The 20380-nt window shown below is 38.1% G+C and carries 16 protein-coding genes; 10 read left to right on the top strand and 6 right to left on the bottom strand.

Features of this window, described 5'->3' with window-relative positions:
* Window positions 1–264 precede the first annotated feature (264 nt).
* From JG479_RS16745 to JG479_RS16720, 6 genes are all read left to right on the top strand, one after another.
* Window positions 265–1503, top strand: a complete 1239-nt coding sequence (locus JG479_RS16745; protein ID WP_039488911.1) for an AAA family ATPase — start codon at window positions 265–267, stop codon at window positions 1501–1503.
* Window positions 1504–1518: 15 nt separating this feature from the next.
* Entirely contained in the window at window positions 1519–2481 is a 963-nt protein-coding gene (locus JG479_RS16740; protein ID WP_193226978.1) for a transcriptional regulator, read from the top strand.
* A 406-nt stretch (window positions 2482–2887) separates the two neighbouring features.
* Window positions 2888–6034: a DEAD/DEAH box helicase gene (locus JG479_RS16735; RefSeq protein WP_197121143.1), complete on the top strand. Its 3147-nt coding sequence runs from the start codon at window positions 2888–2890 to the stop codon at window positions 6032–6034.
* Between the two features lie 877 nt (window positions 6035–6911).
* Window positions 6912–8378, top strand: coding sequence for a DNA recombination protein RmuC (rmuC, locus tag JG479_RS16730; RefSeq protein WP_039488906.1), 1467 nt, complete (start codon window positions 6912–6914; stop codon window positions 8376–8378).
* A gap of 316 nt (window positions 8379–8694) precedes the next feature.
* Window positions 8695–8886: a DUF3185 family protein gene (locus JG479_RS16725; protein WP_024596528.1), complete on the top strand. Its 192-nt coding sequence runs from the start codon at window positions 8695–8697 to the stop codon at window positions 8884–8886.
* Window positions 8887–9502: 616 nt separating this feature from the next.
* Window positions 9503–10669, top strand: coding sequence for an aldo/keto reductase (locus JG479_RS16720; protein WP_002959264.1), 1167 nt, complete (start codon window positions 9503–9505; stop codon window positions 10667–10669).
* Between the two features lie 742 nt (window positions 10670–11411).
* On the opposite strand, the gene JG479_RS16715 is transcribed toward JG479_RS16720, so the two are convergent.
* The 3 genes from JG479_RS16715 to JG479_RS16705 all read right to left on the bottom strand — a co-directional run bounded on the left by JG479_RS16715 (window position 11412) and on the right by JG479_RS16705 (window position 13763).
* A complete protein-coding gene (locus JG479_RS16715; protein ID WP_200220542.1) occupies window positions 11412–12284 on the bottom strand; it encodes a nuclear transport factor 2 family protein in 873 nt (290 codons plus the stop codon).
* Window positions 12285–12402: 118 nt separating this feature from the next.
* Entirely contained in the window at window positions 12403–13281 is an 879-nt protein-coding gene (locus JG479_RS16710) for an AraC family transcriptional regulator (protein WP_039488901.1), read from the bottom strand.
* Between the two features lie 53 nt (window positions 13282–13334).
* Window positions 13335–13763 carry a PACE efflux transporter gene (locus JG479_RS16705; protein ID WP_033020790.1) on the bottom strand — a complete coding sequence of 143 codons (429 nt, stop codon included), beginning with the start codon at window positions 13761–13763 and terminating at the stop codon, window positions 13335–13337.
* Window positions 13764–13853: 90 nt separating this feature from the next.
* On the opposite strand from JG479_RS16705, the gene JG479_RS16700 reads away from it, so the two are divergent.
* Both JG479_RS16700 and JG479_RS16695 read left to right on the top strand, forming a co-directional pair.
* On the top strand, window positions 13854–14729 hold the full coding sequence (locus tag JG479_RS16700) for a LysR family transcriptional regulator (RefSeq protein ID WP_200220541.1): 876 nt from the start codon (window positions 13854–13856) through the stop codon (window positions 14727–14729).
* 121 nt (window positions 14730–14850) lie between these two features.
* A complete protein-coding gene (locus JG479_RS16695; protein ID WP_200220540.1) occupies window positions 14851–15858 on the top strand; it encodes a zinc-binding alcohol dehydrogenase family protein in 1008 nt (335 codons plus the stop codon).
* Between the two features lie 65 nt (window positions 15859–15923).
* Here the strand turns inward: JG479_RS16695 and JG479_RS16690 are convergent, their stop codons facing one another.
* On the bottom strand, window positions 15924–16871 hold the full coding sequence (locus JG479_RS16690) for a LysR family transcriptional regulator (protein ID WP_002959254.1): 948 nt from the start codon (window positions 16869–16871) through the stop codon (window positions 15924–15926).
* Window position 16872: 1 nt separating this feature from the next.
* Window positions 16873–17778 (bottom strand): LysR family transcriptional regulator, encoded by a 906-nt coding sequence (locus JG479_RS16685; RefSeq protein WP_193226983.1) that lies wholly within the window; start codon window positions 17776–17778, stop codon window positions 16873–16875.
* Window positions 17779–17884: 106 nt separating this feature from the next.
* Here JG479_RS16685 and JG479_RS16680 point away from each other — a divergent pair, with 106 nt between their 5' ends.
* Together JG479_RS16680 and JG479_RS16675 are read left to right on the top strand one after the other, a co-directional pair.
* Entirely contained in the window at window positions 17885–18661 is a 777-nt protein-coding gene (locus tag JG479_RS16680) for a DODA-type extradiol aromatic ring-opening family dioxygenase (protein WP_200220539.1), read from the top strand.
* An 80-nt stretch (window positions 18662–18741) separates the two neighbouring features.
* On the top strand, window positions 18742–19419 hold the full coding sequence (locus tag JG479_RS16675; RefSeq protein WP_002959247.1) for a haloacid dehalogenase type II: 678 nt from the start codon (window positions 18742–18744) through the stop codon (window positions 19417–19419).
* Window positions 19420–19480: 61 nt separating this feature from the next.
* Here JG479_RS16675 and JG479_RS16670 read toward each other — a convergent pair whose 3' ends face one another.
* Window positions 19481–20356, bottom strand: coding sequence for a LysR family transcriptional regulator (locus tag JG479_RS16670; protein WP_200220538.1), 876 nt, complete (start codon window positions 20354–20356; stop codon window positions 19481–19483).
* Window positions 20357–20380 lie beyond the last annotated feature (24 nt).

Genomic DNA, 20380 nt, shown 5'->3' with positions numbered 1-20380 from the left:
CTGATCTTAACCAAGTATAACGCTGATCTGCTTTTTTTTATATTGTTTATATTAATCATAATGTTATGTGTTAATTTAAGGCCCTTAACCTTTACTACCTTATATATTTAACCACCTTTAAACTTCTTTATTTATACTAAGCAATATTAAAGGTGTAAAAGTATTTTTAAATGTCTTCTTTTTAAAATGCATGTCGTCTTAAATAGTTGTTTACAGCAATTTGAATGGACATTATACTAACTGCCTAACTTTGAGGAAGAAAGTATGTCTATCAATAATAACGCGTTAAGTACCTACCGGCTTTTAAAAGCAACTGCCGAAGTAGCTGAAAAATCATTAGAAGGTCGTATTCAGCACTATCGTGCTCATCTTAAATCAGAAGAAAAAGAATTAAGAACTTATACGCAAAAAGCAGCTGCCGATTTATTAGGTTGTAATAATCGTACTTTAAAAAGACGTCATGACAATGGTGACTTTGATGATTTAAACATAAAACGCGGTGCCAATGGTCATTATGCTTACACATTAGTAAACATTTTTGCTATGGCTGATATTATGGATATTAAACCAGATCATCGTACTGGTGATGACAAACTGCAAGTTATTGTCATTAATTCTCTCAAAGGTGGCTGTGGCAAAACAACCAGCATGGTCAATATTGCAGCAGCCCTGGCAACTACAAATATTAAGCGCTATCGCATTGGTATAATTGATTTAGATCCTCAAGGTTCTTCTTCAAGCTTTTTTCCTTCAAGCGAGCATGACCCAATTACTGTTGGTGATTTAATGCGTGATTGTATAGATTTAGATGAGGGCGAAACATGGCCTGAATTTGTTTCAAACTCATTTTTATCAACGCACATCCCAAATATTCGTGTACTACCATCAGGTATGGACGATTTTTATTTTGAGCACGAAACTGCAACATTACTCAAAGACACCTCAAATTATGAGCAAACTCGTCATTACCATAAGTTACTTGAAAAAGTAATTGAGCCTGTTAAAGACGAGTTTGATATTATATTAATAGATACAGCTCCAACTCTTAACTTTATGTTTTATAATGCATTAATGGCTTCTACTGCGATGCTTATCCCTGTTCATCCAGAAGCTGTAGACTTTGATGCTAATAATAAATATTTAAAACGACTAGGTGAGATTTACCATACCGTTGCGGCACTTGGCCATGAGGGATGGGACTTTATGCAGTTTTTAGTGACTAACTATGTAAAAGGTAATCACTCACAGCGCGATATTGTTAAAGATGTTCGTAGTGCATTTGGTCGCCAAGTTATGAGTTACCCAATCAACCACAGCTCGGCGATCACTGCTAGCTCTTCGTCTTTCAATACTATTTTTGATCAAAAAGCGTCAGACAGCTTAGCAAGCCGTGAATCACTAATGCGCGCTCAAGAAAATATTAAAGATGTGGTCGATGAGCTAGAAATGCTTATTCGTTCAAATTGGCAGTCAACTCAATCAACACTCAATACCCCTAAGTAAGGATGTTAAATAAAAATGGCTAAAAAACGTAAAAATGACACCCGCTTAGATCCATTTGCAACAGCTGTAGGAAGTAGTAGCCTTGACGCATTACTTGAACAAGCAAATGCTGGTGATGTAATTCGCATGCCAGCACCGAGCGATCCTGAGCGCCAAATTACACTTGTTTGCAAAGTGATCGCACACGCTGACATTGAATCTACAACAGGTGTGTACGGTAAAAATCGCCGTGTACAAGCACTTCTTAACGAAAAGTCAGTATCGGATATTCTACCTGCCATTGCAGAGGATGGCCGTAATCAGCACCCTGCGTTACTTTGGGATCAGGGTGATAAAAGCTTAGTTTTAGCGGGTTCTCGTCGTCGTATGGCCTGTATTTTAGGTAACGCCGATTATTTAGTACTTAGTTCAAGTGACTTTACTGAGCAAGACGCTAAAATTTTAGCTGTATCTTCAGATCAATATATCGCTCCAAGTTTATGGGAGCTAGGACAAGCTTACCAGCAAACTAAAAATGAGCTTATTGAACAAGGTAAAAAAGGATCTTACAGAGAGATTGCTGCAATTGAAGGTGTATCACACACCGCCATTGCTGATGCTGTTAAAGCGTATGAACAAATACCTGCTGAAGTTATTGCACTCTACCCTACTGCGAATCACGTGGGTCGCGAAGTGGCTAAAAAGCTCATGAGCGCAAAGGAGAGAGACCAAGAGGCGTTTAATCAGCTTGTTAGTGACCTAGCTAGCGATGAAGAGCTAAACGCCATTACAAGTGACGACAAGCGTGCAATGGCAATCACCAAATGCCTAACTGCTGAGCCTCAAGTTGCTGTTAAGCGTGAAGCTGTACTTGAAAATAAGTTTGTATCAGTACAACGCAATTTAAAAAGTGGTGATGTGTCTATCAAAATTGACAATAAAGTGATGACAGACAAACGCTTAGAACAATTAACTAAGCTATTAAGTGCTTTTAATTAGTTAGTTAAATAATGATCTGTCAGACATGTCTACTTAGTTAAATACTGATCTGACAGATTGTTTTGTTAGTAAAAATCTGATCTTTACTAGCCTAATCCTACCTTAAATAATCATATTTCCTCTTCAAGATCACTTTTTTACTAACTAATCGCCCCCTTTTAGCTATTTGCTCTTGGTTTATTATCATTGTTAGTAAAATTGTGATCTATAACGTGCCGTTTAATTTTTATATTTGTATGTAATGCCTAATATTTTGTGAAATTTTATACTCATTTTTACCTATAAACCGATTTTTTACTAACCTATCAGCTCCAACCAGTTTATATCTTGTTAATAGTGCTTTAGCTCAGAGCACATAAGGCATATACTGGCAGAATTATTTTTAAAATTTAATGCTTAGAGTGACATGTCTGCTAACTTATCAAAAAATGATTTAATGGCTATTTTTGAAGAAATTAAAAATGAGCAGGCTACCCAGTTTCCTCTTTCTGAACGCTTTATTAAAAAACTTTTCCGCGAAAATGTCTTAGATAAAGGCAAAGAGTACTACAAGAAAGGTCAAATCACCTGGCTAGAGCATACCCCTAATTTTTCTGTTGTAGACTCTACCGTGCAAGTGGATAACGGATCATCGTTTAACCAACGTATTGAGATCAGTAAAGTACCAACTGGTTATTCTGTTGATACACACTGTACGTGTAATGCAAAAACCAAATGCCGACATTTAGCTGCTATTTTGTTTAAGCTCAAAATAGAGCACTCTGGTGAATACGGTGAAGATTACTTCATTAATGATTGGTTTAGTGAATTAAGCGCTCTTAAAAGTGGTGATCAACATACACCGTCGCAAGTATTGTTATTTGTATTAGATATTGAAAATAACAAAGTATTTTTAACACCTAAAATAGCTAATTTTGAGACTAAAAAGAATTACACGTTAGGCCGAAACCTCACTGAGCAACAGTTAAATAGTTTCGTAACGCCAAATGATTTACTCGAAAGTGATTTTAGATTATTTAGTTGGATACGTTCACAAAATGCAGTAGGAAGTATTGAGCTAAAAGGCCAATGGGGCTTTAGTGCCCTACAACAATTGATAGCTACTGAACGCTTGTTTTTTCAGCGCTCTCGCGTACCAATTAAAGCGCAATCTGGCCAAGCATTGAGTTTTAGTTGGGAGCAAGATAAAGATCTATCACAATTAGTTATTAAGCTTGAGCAAACCCAAAACTGGGCTTTATTAAAAACAACACCACCTACTTACCTCGATTTAGATCATTTAAAAGCGGGTCGTCTTCGTACACCATTGAGTGCAGACGAAATAGCGCATTTACAAACTATGCCTGCTTTGCATGACGCTAATTTTGACAGAATATATAAACAGCTTGCCGATAACTTTGGCGCAGGTGTTATACCGCACCCTACTAACTTGCAGCCAACGTTACCTAAGCTATCTAGTAACGCTGTTTTAAAAGTAACAATGGGCGAGCAAGGTTTATCGCTTTCGCTGTTATTTAAGTATAAAAATAAAAACTATTTAGCTGGTTCTGCCCCAGCAAGTACTATAAATAGCGCATTTGAAAACACCGTAACTAACGAGCTAATCAATCTAGGGTTTGAATTTTGTAAAGGGGGTTTACAAAGTGAGCTTGTATTTACAAAGCAATCTCCTATCCATTTGCATTGGCTAATATACGAAGTATTCCCTGGCTTTAAGCAGCGTGGTTGGCAAGTCAGTGTAAGTAAAGTAACAAGCCCTAATCCACAGTGTGAAGTGAGTTTACATGTACACCGTGCAGCAGGGCATCAAATGCACTGTAAAGTATTGTTGTGTGACGCAAAAGCAGCGCTGTTGTTTACTAATGCTGACTCGCTTTATCAGTCATTGAATCGCCAAAGTGAACTGTTTTATTACTACCCGCTTGGTCGTCAATTTGGGGTTATTAATAAGTCTGCCATTAACTTATTAAACGAATTTAAAGAACGCTTTGAATTTGTAAAAACACGTGACGAATTTAATATTCCGCTTTCGTATTTACCTGAACTAGTAAAGCACACAGCTATTAACGTAGAGCTTCACGACGATTCACTTGAGCTATATTTACAAGAGTTAAATAATACCGATAAGGCAATGCCTAAGGTTTCATTACATGGCTTAAATGACTCAGTAACACTTCGTGAGTATCAACAGCAAGGCGTTGATTGGCTTAGCTTTTTAAAACGTCATCAATTAGGTGGTATTTTAGCTGACGACATGGGGTTGGGTAAAACACTCCAAGTTATTGCATTTTTAGCGAGTACATTTAACCGCCCTCAAGCAGGCCCTACACTTATAGTGTGCCCAACTAGCTTAGTGAGTAATTGGAAAAACGAAATTACTAAGTTTGCTAAAAGTTTAAAAGTAACCACTATTTTTGGATCAAACCGTAACGATCCTTTACAACACTTAGCACAAGCACAATGCATTCTTACTACATACCCGCTTTTAAAGCGTGATATTGCATATTACTCGCCATTATATTTTGAAAATATAATCCTCGATGAAGCACAATACATTAAAAACGATACCGCACAGGTCTCACGATTAGTTAAACGCTTAAATGCCGACTTTAAACTTTGTTTAAGTGGTACTCCAATCGAGAATAATTTACTTGAGCTTAAATCGTTACTCGATTTTGCTATGCCATCGTTACTTGGGTCTCAAGCGCACTTTAAGCAGCACTTTCAAACGCCTATTGAGCGTGAAGCTGATATGCAGAGGGCTGAGCAGTTAAAAGCGTTAATTATGCCCTTTATAATGCGCCGCACTAAAGCACAAGTAGCGCAAGAGTTACCTGAAAAAACAGAGCTTACAAAAGAGTTTGAGTTTGAGCCTAAGCAAAAAGAAATGTACCAAGGCATTACACGTTCATTAGAAGAGAAGCTAATAGACTTATTTGCCGAACAAGGCGCACAAAAAAGTAAGCTTGCATTTTTAGAGGCGCTTTTAAAGTTAAGGCAAATTTGTTGCCACCCTAAATTAATAGAACCAGATACTCAAGCAGGCTCTGCTAAGCTTGAATGGTTAACAACACACTTACCGCTTATGCTAAGCCTGGGTCGTAAGATTATTATATTTAGTCAGTTTACATCGGCTCTCGATTTAATAGCCCAACGCCTTGAAGAAATAAACATTAACTTTAGTATGCTTACAGGGCAAACGCGTCAACGAGATAAAGTAATCGACGAGTTTACCAGTGGTAAAACATCCGTGTTTTTAATTAGCTTAAAAGCCGGTGGAACAGGCCTTAACTTAACACAAGCAGATACCGTTATTCATTTTGATCCATGGTGGAATCCCGCAGTAGAAAAGCAAGCGACTGATAGAGCCTACCGTATTGGTCAAACTAATCCTGTATTTGTTTATAAGCTCATAATGAGTAACTCAATAGAGCAAAAAGTATTTAAAATGCAGCAAGACAAGCAAGCCCTTGTTGATGCATTATTTACTGATAAATCAATGAGCTTTACAAAGTTTGATGAGCAGCAAATGTTGTCTTTAATTAAAAACTAAAAAAGATCTAAAAAGTTTTGATCTTTTTATGAACTTAATTAAAAAGCGGACGTCTATCATTATGCTTGTTGATTAATTGCAGTTAACACAAGCATCATGTTGATTTCCCATTTAGTTACTAATTTTAGTAATGATTGAGCCAGCCCATTTTGAGTTGGCTTTTTTTATGTCTAAAATTTAGCGTGCAGCACTTATTTTAAAAGTTTTTATTTTTTTATGAACTTAATTCAAAAAGACGCGTCTACTATTATGCTTGTTGATTAATTGCAGTTAATACAAGTTTTCATGTTGATTCCCTATTTAGTTACTAATTTTAGTAATGATTGAGCCAGCCCATTTTGAGTTGGCTTTTTTTATGTCTAAAATTTAGCGTTCAGCACTTATTTTAAAAGTTTTTTATTTTTTTTGAACTTAATTAAAAAAGACGCGTCTACTATTATGCTTGTTGATTAATTGCAGTTAATACAAGTTTTCATGTTGATTCCCCCTATTTAGTTACTAATTTTAGTAATGATTGAGCCAGTTCATTTTGAACTGGCTTTTTTTATGCCCATAATTTGATTTGTTTAAATCAACCCAAATAAAAACAATTGATCTTCCGCAAATTAATTTGAATTAATTATTTTGTTATCCGGTCTACTCTAATGCCTGTTGTTATATAGCCTCACCTAATAATATTAGTTATTTTGGTAATTATGTATTTAAGTTGCAGCTTGCTCGGGCACATGTTGATTATCCCTTTGATTACTTAACTTAGTAATATTTGACCAGCTTATTTTAAGCTGGTTTTTTTATGTCTGTAATTTCTTAACTCCCCTACTTCTGTTGTTGGTTATTGGTTATGATGGCATGTCTCTAAATTTTATAAGTTTATTTTATGCTCACTCAAGTACTCACTAATATTGATTGGCTAAGCGCTGGTGCTGGTGTTGCTTTAGGCGCCCTATTTTACGGCGCTGTATCAACACGGCTTCGCAAAAAGCTACATCTACAAATAAGCGAACAGCAGCAACAGCTTTCCCTGTTACAAAACCAATTTGATAATAAAGAGCTGCAATACAGCGCCTTGCTAGAAGATCACGAACTGCTAGAACATACCCACCAAGAGCAGCGCGATGAAGCGCAGCATTTTAAAACGCGTTTTAGCGAACAAGAAAAACAAAGCATTCAATACAATCATTTTTGGCGTAAAGCCGAAGGCGAGCTGACAGCGCTTCGTGAACAATATAATCAGCGCGATGTTGAATATAATAATATGCGCACTACCCTTGAGCAAAAACAGCAAAACTTTAGCGAGCAACTCGCGCAAATTGAGCAAAGTAAAAATACGCTCAAAAAAGAGTTTGAAAACCTAGCCAATAAAATTCTAGAAGAAAAATCACAAAGCTTTAAAACCTTAAATCAAGAAAGCATTGAGCAATTATTAAAACCAGTTCAAGGCGAGCTAAAAGGCTTTAGAGAAAAAATGGAATCAATGCACGTTGAAGACATAAAACAACGGACTGCGCTTAAAACCGAGCTACTGCATTTGCAAGCTAAAAGCCAAGCTATAACAGATCAAGCCGACAAGCTCAGTAACGCCCTACAAGGGCAAAAGAAAACCCAAGGTAATTGGGGCGAGCTTATGCTCGAAAACGTATTAGATAGTGCTGGCTTACGTGCAGGCGTTGATTATAAGCGCGAAGTGTCGTTTAACACTGAAGATGGCCGCTTGCGCCCTGATGTAGTTGTGTACTTACCACAAGGTCGCCACTTAGTTATTGATGCTAAAACTTCATTAAATGCCTATACACGCTACGTGAACGCTGAAAATGAGCTAGATGCTAATCAAGCAATTAAAGAGCATGTAAACGCCGTTACAGCGCGTATTAACGAACTTGCGAGTAAATCGTACGACCGTTTGCCTGGTATTAACTCGCCAGAAGTGGTGGTTATGTTTGTACCAATAGAATCAGCTTTCGTAGAAGCACTCAAATATCAAAGCGATATTTACCAACAAGCAATCGAAAAAAATATACTGGTAGCTACACCCACTACCCTGCTTACTAGTTTAAATATTGTTAAACAGCTTTGGCGTTTTGAAGAGCAAACCAAATATTCAAAAGAGCTGGCAAGTCGAGCGGAGCGTTTTTATAACAAGCTCAATGGTTTTTTATTGAGTATGGAAGGCGTAGGTAAGCAGCTTGATAAAGCGAAAGAAAGTTATGATAAAGCATTTTCGCAGCTATACCGTGGTAAAGGTAATTTAATTAAACAAGCATCAGAGTTTAAAGAGCTAGGTGTGTCGGTACAAAAAGAGCTACCTAGTGAGAGCGTAGAACGTGCTCAATTAGAATTAGATTAGGGTCTGTTGATCTTTCAAGGTTAAATTTGCAGCAGTCTGTTTGGTATTTAGGCAAGGCAGAGCCTATGTAGTGTGGTTATTCCCCATAAATGGGCGATAACGTAGCATTAATGCCAAACAGGCGCTGCCCAAAGGGTTCTTTCTAGGGGCTATTTACTCTTTGTTGCTCGGTTTTTACTTAGCCCACTAGGTTACAAACCTCGCGCCGCGATTAAATAGCCCCTAGTTTGAACAAATTTTAATCCGCAAAGATCAACAGACCCTAACCCTGATTTATTTTTATTTAGTTTATGTAAGTTAAACCTTAAGGATATTTATGAATAATAAGATTGTAGGAATTGTTTTAATCGTTATAGGTATCGCTTTAATTATGTGGGGATACGACGTGTATGATGCGGCGGCTTCGCAGCTTAGCCGTGCATTTAGTGGCGACACACCAATAGAAGCATGGGCGGGTATTATTGGCGGTGCTATCTGTGTGTTAATTGGTATTAAAAAGCTCAAGTAACCTGAACTTGAATAATAGATCTATTTAAGCAGCTATTTTCAGCGCTAACTACGTTGAATTTAGTTGTAATAGGCTGCACTGCACAGTGTTACTTGGCAAGATAAAACTCTTACAGGGCTTGCCAGTAATTGCATTGTGAAAGAGACAAATAGGCCGTGTATTGCAAGGCAAACCTTCAATAATAAACGCTTCAGTAATATTTACCCCAATTATTTCAACTACGCTCGGTTAAATTAGCTAAGTGTTGCCGCAATCGCTTTGCTAGTGAGATTATTTGTGCATCTTTAATTTATTACGATTTTGTCTACTTATTTGTACACATCTAATAAATGTAACCATTTTGTGTTGTATAAATGAGTATTAAAGCGTGCACCAATTTGGAAGTATGCTTTTTTATCAAGCTATTAAAATGCACTGTTTTGTACATTTAAAAGGACTATACGAGTAAAGAAAATAATCAGTTTTAAATGTTAATTCAAACGTCTGTTCAGCGTTTGTTAATTTAACTATCTTATTGATAGTATTGATATTTATTGTCTTCTTGTTGCTTGAATTTGGTTGTTATTTATACTAGCTTATAACGTAGATATTTAACCTACTCAAGGAGAATAGTCACATGGTATCTCGCAGAAATTTTATTAAAGCAGGGGCTGCTTTAAGTTTAGGCTCTATTTTTAGTGCTTCAGCTTTGGCTGAGCAATTAAAGGTAAAAATGTCTAACGGCAGTGTTATGCAAACTAAAGGATCAATAGATAAAAGCGCTGCTCTACCCACAAACGATGTTACTAACGCTAAGCATTACCGGCCGGAATCAAGAATGGGCTTGGGTGGCCTTGCCGCTGGGAATGGCTTTAATACTATATCAAGCGATACAGAAATTTTAACAATGCTAAATGCAGCATGGGATTCTGGTATTCGTCATTTTGATACGTCACCTTTTTACGGTTTGAGTTTAAGCGAAAGGCGCTTCGGTGATTTACTTCGAAACAAAAAGCGTGAAGATTATGTTTTATCCTCAAAAGTAGGCCGCCTTCTTACCCCTTCAGCAGAGCCTTTAGAAAATAGTTGGCATTGGGCTGATCACTCACCGTTTCATTATAAGTATGATTATTCAGCATCAGGCACGCGCCGTTCAATAGAAGATACTTTGCATCGTATTGGAGTAGCTTCACTCGATATTGTCTATATTCACGATTTATCACCACAAAATAGTGACATGGGGGATGACTGGCTTAAGTATTTTGATCAAGCGGCTAAAGGTGCTATTCCTGAGCTGACTAAAATGCGTGATGAAGGAATAATTAAAGGCTGGGGTTTTGGAGTAAATACACCTCATGCTGTTTATAAAGCGCTTGATATGTCAGACCCAGATATTTGCTTACTAGCGCTGCAGTATTCAATTTTAGATCACAAGCAGGCACTTGATAAAACCTTTCCTATGCTAGATAAACGAGGTATTTCAGCAGTCATTGGTGCGCCGCTTAATGGTGGTTTTTTAGCCGGTCGTAACCGCTTTAATTATTCTCCTAAAATTCCAGGGCCTATGCAGCAAAAGTTTAATGCAATAAGCGACATTGCATCTAAACATGGGATTGATATTAAAACAGCTGCACTGCAATTCGCAGAGGCGCCTTCAACGGTATCCTCAATTATTCCTGGGGCACGCACGGAGGAGCAAATTAAAGCTAATGTAGCCTCAATGAAAGTTACCATACCAAGCGAATTTTGGAGTGAGTTGAAATCTAAACAGCTTATTGCCCAAAACGCCCCCATACCTGCATAACAAAATAGGTGTGCCATTTGCTTGGCACACTTATTCATAGCTAATATATGGTTTATTTTTAAGCAACGCTTCTCGCGTGAGCAAGCTATACATCTTGTGTCTCGATAAATTATAGACACAAGGCGCAGAGCTAATAGGCAGGAAAAATCTACCGATTACACTACCTCAAGCAGTAAAATATTTTATATAACAGCTCGTAACCTTATAAACCAAATGAACATCTCAGTGAGTATGTTAAAAGAGGATTGTTTAGTTGTGGTTGGCCAAAAGCATTATTACGTGCCTATTACATATTACGCATATCGGTATCATGCTGCGTTTCACCCTGGCGGCCAGAGCGTCTGGAATAAATTAAAAGAGCTAAATGTATAACGCAAAAAGTTACTGTAAACCCCCATTACAGTTAGCCGGTAAACTGTAAAAGAGTAAATTAGCCCTACTTAATAAATTAAGTAGGGCTAATTAGGGCGTGTTGATCTTTGTGGATTGAAATTTGTTCAATCTAGGGGCGATTAAATCGCGGCGCGAGGTTTGTAACCTAGTGGGCTAAGTAAAAACCGAGCAACAAAGAGTTAATCGTCCCTAGAAAGAACCCTTTGGGCAGCGCATGTTTGGTATTTATGCTGCGTTATCGCCTATTCATGGGGAATAACCACACTACATAGGCTCCGCCTTGCCTAAAAACCAAACATACTGCTGCAAATTCACCCACCAAAGATCAACACGCCCTAGTCTGGTTTAATTAAAAACCAAATTTACCGTTGCTGTTCTGCCATTGTGCTTTTGCAGGAATAGTTTCAATAGTGTCCCAGTGTTCTACAATTTTGCCATTTTCTACACGGAATAAATCATAAAACGATACATGCTTATTCATAAATGTACCTTCGTTTACTGCTAAAACAAAGTTACCTTGGCCTAAAATAATATGGTTTTTGCTTACTATCATTGACATGTTTAACTTAGCGAGTTCACCAAGCGCTTTACCTAAGCCGCTTAAATCGTCTGCAATTGCAGAGTTGTGCTGAATATACGCGCCTTTTTCACTGCTAATAAAGTCATTGATTTTAGCCATGTTGCCGTTAATTAAAATGGTATTTACAAAGCCTTTAACTAGCGCTTTATTCGCTTTTGTTTTACTCAAATCGGTAATCGCTGTTGCGCCATCTAACTGCGTACGGCCACTTGGATTTACAGGTGTAATGGCTTGTAAGTTATCCCAGTGTTCTATAATTTTACCGTTTTCAAACTTAAAAATATCAAAGCCAACTTTCGGACCAAAAAAGTTATATTCAGTATGTGTAACTGTGTAGTTACCATCAGAAAAAGCGCGTTTCACTTGCGCTTTTGCGCTGCCTTTAGGTAATTGCTGGAGTACTTCACCAAAACCTGCAAGGCCATCTTTAACGGCTAAATTATGCTGTGTGTATTGAGTTGGGTTTATATGGCTAATGGCTTTGGCATCGCCTGTTTCTATGCTTGAAATAACTGCAACCGCTTTATCGGTATTACTAAGTGTAGTTTGTTCAGATGTGGTTTTTTGTACACTTGCACATGCAGTTAAGCTAATAACTGCAGTCGCTAACACACTGCGAGTAAGTAGTGATAATGGTTTCATTGTAATGCCCTTAATTATTGGTATGCAGGCATTTTATGTAATATTTATAATGTGCAGTAGAGTGTAAGTTGGCGCTAAAATGGTAAAAATCGAACCCCGCCAATCTAAGCTAAGTCGGCTATAAAATAGTGGCACTATGGCGTACTTGAAACTGACTCGGTGTAGCTCCTGTTTGTTTTTTAAAATATTTTACAAAGTTGCTAGCATCTTCAAAACCAAAATCGTAAGCGAGTTTTTGTGTTGTTACATTGCTTATTATTAAGCGGCGTTTTATTTCTATTAAGGTAAACGCGTCAATCATTTGCTTTGCTGTAAGGCCGGTACTTAATTTACAAATACTATTAAGGGTTTTGTAGGTTGTATGCAGCTTGTTTGCATACCAGTTAGCATCGCGAATCGTTAGAAAATGGCTCTGTAGCAACTTATAAAAAGTACCCAGTTTAATGCTTTGCTCTGGGTTGATATTATCATGACGCAGTTCTGGGCGTAGCCTATGCAATCCTAAAGCCAGCGCGCTAAATAAATACATAACAATGAGTGGGTCTGATTGCGGGTGTGCAATTTCTATTTCCATTTCGTTTATGGCATTTATTACCCGCGCTTGGCTATGTTTATTTAGCTTAAGTAATGGCGTATGTTGTTGGTTTAAATGGGTTGGTGTGTAATTTGGTAAGCGCATATTGGTATGCACGCGGTCTAAAAATGTTTGCGTAAACAATACAACATACCCTGTTGGTTGCTTACTAAAGTCGAATGCGTGCACTTGGTCGGGTTGCAAAAAAATAAGTGTGTTTGGCTCAAATGAATATTGTGTAAAATCAACCATGTGCTTTCCATTGCCCTGTTCTATATAAATAATCATATAAAACGAGACTCGATGCGGCATTTGCGGGTCGTGAGAAATTATATCTCGCTCGTACAAATTACTAAGAGGCAATATTTCAAGCTCAGCTTGCGCTGACTTATCATGGTTAAAACCAATGTTAGGAATATCCATTCGGGCTTATTTTTATGTGTTTTATAAAGTGTATGTGAGTTAGCTTTAGCTTATCAAGCACATTGCGATTTATTAACCCACTTTTTGTATGGCTGATGCTTATCGTACAGTACATTAAAGATATACGTGTAAATGAGTATAAATACTAAAAAGCCTGCTTCTAATGCAGCAGCAGCCAGCCATGTAATATTTAAATACCAAGCGAGCACTGGCAGCGTTATTACCACCATACCCAGCTCAAAGCCACATGCATGAGTAACACGAGTTAGTAAGCTGCGATCTTTTCGGTTATGTCCTGCTATTTTATCAAACACTATGTTGTAAATGTAGTTCCACAACATGGCAAAAATTGATAAACCAATGCCTACTATTGCCATTTTTCCTGTTGCAAACCCACCAAAATAAACTGATGCAGGTACAACAAAAAATAATGCAATCATCTCAAATATTAGGGCCTGAAAAATACGTTCTGCTGTGTTCATATACAAATAACTTCTTAAGTTGATGACGATGGCTGTATTTTCATTCATTATAAAGATATGTGTTAGTTACTTAGTATCGGGAAAAGCGATATGTTTAGTATTGAACAACTTCAGGCATTTGTGGCTACCGTTGAAGCTGGATCGTTTTCAGCTGCTGCGCGCGGTTTAAGTAAAGCGCAGTCGGTAATAAGCCAGCATATTATTAATTTAGAAATAGACTGTAATGCGACATTATTTGAGCGCACAGGGCGCTATCCACAATTAACCGAAGCCGGTAAACAGTTACTACCCCAGGCTAAGGCCGTGCTTAATCAACACCAGCGATTAACAAACTCTGCATTAACACTAAACGAAAAAACACCAACCGAAATCACTATAGCACTTGACGAAGGGATCCCGTTTAAAACTATCGCGAGTATTATTAGCAAGCTGCAAAGTAAGTATCCTTACGTATCGCTTGAGTTTTTAAGTGCATCCAGCCATGACATAATTGACATGCTAAACAGCGAAAAGCTTATAACGGGTATTATTTTTAGTGAATTAAATATACCGAGTTACTTAGACTATGAATGTATTGGAACGGTAAAATTTGATTTATATGTTGCTAAGTCGCACCCTTTAGCGGGGATCAGATGTGAGAATATGGATGGTCTTCGGCTACATAGACAACTTCTTCTTCGTTCGCGCAATACACAAACAAGCAGCTTTCAGCTAAAAATTAGCCCAGAGATTTGGTATGCCGATAATTACTTTGTATTACTCGAGCTGGCAATACAAGGTAACGGGTGGTGCTTATTACCAAACCATGTAGCTGTAGATGCAGTACAAAGTGGTGAGCTGGTTAAACTTCCTCTTGAGTTTGAAGAAATGGGTTGGTTGGCTAATGTTGATGTATTACAGCATCAGCGGCATAGTAATCAAAAAGTGTTTAAAGCGCTTCGAAGTGTATTACGAGGGCTGTTATAAAATTTCTATTGTGGAATATTATTTCCATAATGATTGGGTTTTTTACCTCTTTTTTAACTGTGTCAATAAAGCCAAAATAGCGTCATTAACACAGCGTATTAAACGACGAGAGGCAAAACACATGAAAGCAATTGGATATCAACAAAACTTACCTGTTTCAAACGAGCTATCACTTCAAGACATTGAACTTGAAATGCCAACAGCACACGGCCACGATATTTTAGTGGAAGTAAAAGCAGTATCTGTTAATCCGGCTGATTTTAAAATTCGTGAATCAATGCCAGCGCCAGAAGGCGAATACAAAGTACTTGGCTTTGATGCTACAGGCGTTGTTAAATCTGTTGGCGAAAATGTGTCTTTATTTAAACCTGGCGACAAAGTTTGGTATGCCGGCGATGTAACGCGTTCAGGTAGTAATACACAGTTTCAATTAGTTGATGAGCGTATTGTAGGTAAAATGCCAACGACGTTATCTAACTTTGAAGCCGCAGCGCTTCCTCTTACTAGCCTTACCGCATGGGAGTTGTTGTTTGATAGATTAAACGTAGCTGAAGATGATGATTCTAAAAGTATTTTAGTGATTGGTGCTGCCGGCGGTGTAGGCTCAATTATGGTGCAATTGTTAAAGCAGCGCACTAAGCTTAAAATTATTGCTACAGCGTCTCGCGCCGAAACCACGTCGTGGTTAGAGGATTTAGGTGCCGATACTATTATTAATCACCGTAATTTATTAAGTGAAGAGTTTGCAGCTAAAAATTTAGGTGAAGTAGATTATGTCGTTAGTTTAAATAACACTGCTCAACACTTGCCTGAAATAGTTAAAGTGATTAAGCCACAAGGTAAGTTTGCACTGATTGACGACCCTGAAACACTTGATATTGTGCCATTCAAAACCAAATGTGTATCGGTACATTGGGAGCTTATGTTTACTCGTTCATTATTTAAAACAGACGATATGCAAGAGCAACACGTTATTTTAAATAACGTAGCGACGATGATTGACGAAGGCCTGATTAAAACAACATTTGGTGAGCATTTAGGCACTATTAACGCCGTTAATTTACGTAAAGCGCATCAGCATCTTGAAACGCAAACGGCTAAAGGTAAAGTTGTTTTAGAGGGCTTTTAAATAACCACTTTATAAGTATATTTTGAGTACACAAAAAAGCCCCTAACGGGGCTTTTTTATATCTGCTATTTGTATAACTGTTTGTAATTAGGCATATGTTCAACCCAAAATGGCGGTGTACCAATATACTCTTGCACGGTTTTAATAAACTCACTTACCAATGGGGTTTGTTTACGATGAGGGTAAAGCGCGTAAATACCTGTGCCCATAGTTGATAGTTTATAATTAGTTAAAAGCGGCACAAGGCCCATTTTATCAATAGGTTCTTCTAGATTAAATAAATCGAGCATTACATACCCAAGCCCTGCTTTTACTGCATCGACCATAGCGCGTACATCACTCACTTTGTAATTGCCTTTCATTTTATGTATTTTTTGCTCATCACCATGAGGCTCAGTGCTTAACTTAATTTGGTCGAGACTTACATCGCCATTGCCATAAATAATAGCGGGTAAAGCTAATAAATCTTCTGGCGTGCTTGGCATTCCGTGCTTTTTTATAAAATCATGTGATGCAACAAGCGCAAAGTGCATATTAGCAATTTTTCTAGCCATTAAATTAGAGTCGTTTAGTTTGCCTATTCTAAAGGCTAAATCGTAATGATCGGCAATAATATCGTTACGCTTATCGTCAAGCATCAAGGTTATTTTTACCTCAGGATACTTTTGCATAAATATATTAATAGCGGGCTGAATATACTGCTGACCAAAAAACATACCGGAGGTAATGCGCAAAATACCTTTTGGCTTTGCCTGATACGAGTCGGCTATGCTATGGATATCAGAAAGTGTATCGATAAGAATATGCGCTTGCGTTAAAATTTCCTCTCCTGCTGAGGTGAGCGAAAACGAGCGCGTAGAACGATTTAACAATTGCACACCTAAACTGGTTTCGAGTTTTTTAATTTGTTTAGACAGCGACGAATTATCCATATCATGCAGTGCTGCGGCTTTGGCAAATGAGCCTTTTTGCACTACATCTACAAATAACGTTAATTGATTAGTTATCGACATATCACTCTCCTAAATCCCAGTAAGGTGTATCGCCATAATAGCCACTTGCAAAATCAACAAACGCACGTACTTTACTGGGTAAAAACTGTCTGTTTGCATACACCATGTAAAGCCCCATTGGCTCGGGTTCATGGTCTTTTAAAATGCGCACTACTTTACCTTGAGCCAGTGCTTCCCCTGCTATAAATGTTGGCTGCATAGCAATACCACCACCCGCAATGGCTGTATTTAGTAGCAAATCACCATTGTTAGCCACAAAGTTACTTTCAAGCTTTAGCTCGCTTTTTAGCTCATTAACCCCAAATAATCGCTTTGTGGGCTCGCTGTGGGAATAGCGTAAATAATTATGTGATTGTAAATCTAGCAGTGTTTGTGGCGTGCCATGGCGTTTTAAATAGTCGGGTGACGCAAACACCGCTAGGTGTATAGGTGCAATTTTTTTAGCTATGAGCGTTGAGTTTTTTAATACGCCAATGCGTAGAGCAATATCAATACCCTGCTCTACTATATCTACATATTGGTCGGTGAGCCGTAAATCTAACTTTAAATTTGGATACTGCTTTTGAAAATCAACCAGCAAACCTGCTAAATGCTTAGTACCAAATGACATAGGTGCACTAATACTAAGCACACCCGAGACATTCTCGCTTAAGTTATTTAGTGAGTTTTCCATGTCTTCAATATCAATAATCACTTGCTGACAACGCTGATAATATTGATTTCCAGCTTCTGTAACACTTACTTTTCGCGTTGTACGGTGTAATAAACGCGTGCGTAGATTATCTTCCAGCGCAGAAATATATTTGCTGACTAACTGCGGCGAAATATCGAGTTTATCGGCCGCTTTTGAAAACGATCCTTCTTGCACAACGGCTAAAAAGGTCTTCATGGTGGTGAGTTTATCCATTTTTAACAATAGTTTATTGATAATGTATAAATAAATACCATATTTATCGTCAAAATAAAAACTAATATAGTGATTAATAACACATCTATTTGTTTAAGGTTTTAGCATGACTCAGCCCGCTTTATTTATATCTCACGGTTCGCCAATGATGGCTGTTCAGCAATCGGCTACGTCAGATTTTCTTGCATCATTAGGTCAAACGCTTAGTAAACCACGTGCTATTGTGGTTTTTTCTGCCCACTTTGATGAAGCGCACGATATAGTTATTACATCAGGAGATGCGCCGCATACTATTCACGACTTTTATAACTTCCCCAAGCCCCTGTATGAAATTCAATACCCAGCACCAGGAGACCCTAAGCTTGCTAATACTATTAGTGAGTACTTTTACAAAGCGGGTATTAAAACGGTGCAAAGTGCAGATCAAGGATGGGATCATGGTGTGTGGATCCCGCTGCGCTTAATGTACCCCGCAGCTAATATTCCCATTGTTCAGGTGTCTATTAACACGCGTTTGGGCGCTCAGGCGATGTATAAGTACGGGCAGTTACTTGCACCACTGCGCAGCGATAACGTATTAATTATTGGCTCCGGCGGGATTAGTCACAATCTACGTGAAATATTTAAAAGCCCTTCTACACTTAATCGTGTTCAAATGGTTAATGAGTTTACCCATTGGGTTGAGCAAAAATTAATAGCGCAAAACACCCAAGCGTTACTTAACTATTTAAATGAAGCACCCTATGCTTTATTTAATCACCCTACCCAGGAGCACTTTTTACCTCTTTTTGCAGCGCTTGGAAGTAGTGACGGTAAAGCCAAAAAAATACATGAAGGTATAGAAATGGATATTTTAGCACTCGATGCTTATAAGTTTTATTAATTTGAGCGTTCGTTCAAATTAAGTTAAGCTGTAAGCAAGTACTCTAAAACCAACTTAATTTATTTTATTGCGGAGCAAACATGGCAACTACACTTGCATTTGACGTATACGGTACGCTAATAAACACTCACGGCGTACTGTCCTTACTCGACGACATGATTGGCGATAACGCCCAAGCATTTTCAAATACATGGCGCGAAAAGCAATTAGAGTATTCATTTAGACGTGGATTAATGCAAAATTATATTCCTTTCTCGCTATGTACAAAACACGCACTCGATTACGCCTGCTTAGCGCACAAAACCGAGCTAAGTGAAGATCAAAAAGGGCAACTGCTAGAGCTTTATAAAACGCTTCCTGCGTTCGACGATGTAAAAGCAGGCCTTGAGCAATTAAAAGCGAAGGATTACCGTTTGTTTGCATTTTCAAACGGCGCTGCCGACGCAGTTCATACCTTATTAGAAACTGCTGGCATTAGTGAGCTTTTTGAAGGGGTAGTAAGTGCCGACGACGTTAAAACCTTTAAACCAAACCCAGGGGTTTATAGCCACTTTTTACGCGAAACTAATTCAACAGGCGCAAACACGTGGCTTGTATCAAGTAATCCGTTTGATGTAACCGGTGCTATATCGCACGGTATGCGCGCGGCGTGGATTCAACGATCTAAAGAATCTATTTTCGATCCGTGGGAAATACAGCCAAATACAATCGCAACCGACTTACTTGATTTAAAAGCAAAATTAGAAAGCGTTAACTAATTTTCTGTTCCCCCTTTTGCCTATGGTATTAAGTGCCGTGGGTGTAAAGGGGGTTTACGTTTTAACTATTTACTCCCGCCTTTATTAGCTCAATTACTGTATTCATACGTTTTGCCAACGGCCTATTTCGGTGATGGCACACATAAATAGATTCACTAACCGGACATTCTAAATGATGTGTTTTTATAAGTTGTGGCTTATTGAATGCACCTACAGCATGAGCAGGTAAAACCGTAAAACCTAGCCCTAAACTTACCGGCTCCAGTATTAAACTTATCTGGTTAGAAAATCCCGTACGTCTTATTTGGTCAACATGTTCAAACTCACTGTAGTTTTCGCTTAGTAGTAGCTGCGCATGATGGTTTGCATCAGGATGAGCAATAAACCCTAGTTCACACAGGGTTTGCCAATTAGGCATGTTTATACCTGCCGGCGTTACAAGTAGTAGTGGTTCTTGGCTTATTTTATGGCTGGTTAGTTCGCTAAATGTTGGAGCTTGAGTTAAAAACCCGATGTCGGCACTGTGATTTGCTACAGCTTGTTCAACACTTACATTGGGCGCAAAGCGGTAATCAATAACTAGTTCTTTATGCTCAGATTGCAGTGCTAATAATTGATTATAAAATTTTAAACCACAACTGCCCGGAGATTGAATCTTTACCGCTCCGCTGTACGGCGAATCATCTTTTAATTGTTGTTCTAAAAACTGCCAATCTTTAAGAAGTAGGCTGCCCTGCTGATATAAGTTTTGGCCCTGAGGGGTAAGCGAAAACTGCTTACCATGGCGCTCAAGTAAAGCGCAGTTAACTTGTTGCTCTAGCTTTTTAATGTGCTGACTTACGCCAGATTGGGTCATAAAAAGGCGTTCGGCGGTTTGAGTAAAATGATTTACCTCAACCAACGTGCAAAACGTGTTTAACCATGTAGGGTTTATCATTACAAAACGTACTCAAAATGATGA

The organism is Pseudoalteromonas sp. LC2018020214 (genome assembly GCF_016598755.1).
GTDB classification, from domain to species: Bacteria; Pseudomonadota; Gammaproteobacteria; order Enterobacterales; family Alteromonadaceae; genus Pseudoalteromonas; species Pseudoalteromonas distincta.
This window is presented reverse-complemented; position numbering and strand designations above follow the sequence as displayed.

What these genes read in the sequence shown, in the direction of transcription:
- JG479_RS16700 (WP_200220541.1), top strand. Translation starts at nt 13,854, where the DNA reads ATGTTTAGTATTGAACAACTTCAGGCATTTGTGGCTACCGTTGAAGCT.
- JG479_RS16740 (WP_193226978.1), top strand. Translation starts at nt 1,519, where the DNA reads ATGGCTAAAAAACGTAAAAATGACACCCGCTTAGATCCATTTGCAACA.
- JG479_RS16745 (WP_039488911.1), top strand. Translation starts at nt 265, where the DNA reads ATGTCTATCAATAATAACGCGTTAAGTACCTACCGGCTTTTAAAAGCA.
- JG479_RS16710 (WP_039488901.1), bottom strand. Translation starts at nt 13,281, where the DNA reads ATGGATATTCCTAACATTGGTTTTAACCATGATAAGTCAGCGCAAGCT.
- JG479_RS16720 (WP_002959264.1), top strand. Translation starts at nt 9,503, where the DNA reads ATGGTATCTCGCAGAAATTTTATTAAAGCAGGGGCTGCTTTAAGTTTA.
- JG479_RS16715 (WP_200220542.1), bottom strand. Translation starts at nt 12,284, where the DNA reads ATGAAACCATTATCACTACTTACTCGCAGTGTGTTAGCGACTGCAGTT.
- JG479_RS16735 (WP_197121143.1), top strand. Translation starts at nt 2,888, where the DNA reads ATGTCTGCTAACTTATCAAAAAATGATTTAATGGCTATTTTTGAAGAA.
- JG479_RS16690 (WP_002959254.1), bottom strand. Translation starts at nt 16,871, where the DNA reads ATGTCGATAACTAATCAATTAACGTTATTTGTAGATGTAGTGCAAAAA.
- JG479_RS16675 (WP_002959247.1), top strand. Translation starts at nt 18,742, where the DNA reads ATGGCAACTACACTTGCATTTGACGTATACGGTACGCTAATAAACACT.
- JG479_RS16705 (WP_033020790.1), bottom strand. Translation starts at nt 13,763, where the DNA reads ATGAACACAGCAGAACGTATTTTTCAGGCCCTAATATTTGAGATGATT.
- JG479_RS16670 (WP_200220538.1), bottom strand. Translation starts at nt 20,356, where the DNA reads ATGATAAACCCTACATGGTTAAACACGTTTTGCACGTTGGTTGAGGTA.
- JG479_RS16725 (WP_024596528.1), top strand. Translation starts at nt 8,695, where the DNA reads ATGAATAATAAGATTGTAGGAATTGTTTTAATCGTTATAGGTATCGCT.
- JG479_RS16695 (WP_200220540.1), top strand. Translation starts at nt 14,851, where the DNA reads ATGAAAGCAATTGGATATCAACAAAACTTACCTGTTTCAAACGAGCTA.
- JG479_RS16680 (WP_200220539.1), top strand. Translation starts at nt 17,885, where the DNA reads ATGACTCAGCCCGCTTTATTTATATCTCACGGTTCGCCAATGATGGCT.
- JG479_RS16685 (WP_193226983.1), bottom strand. Translation starts at nt 17,778, where the DNA reads ATGGATAAACTCACCACCATGAAGACCTTTTTAGCCGTTGTGCAAGAA.
- rmuC (WP_039488906.1), top strand. Translation starts at nt 6,912, where the DNA reads ATGCTCACTCAAGTACTCACTAATATTGATTGGCTAAGCGCTGGTGCT.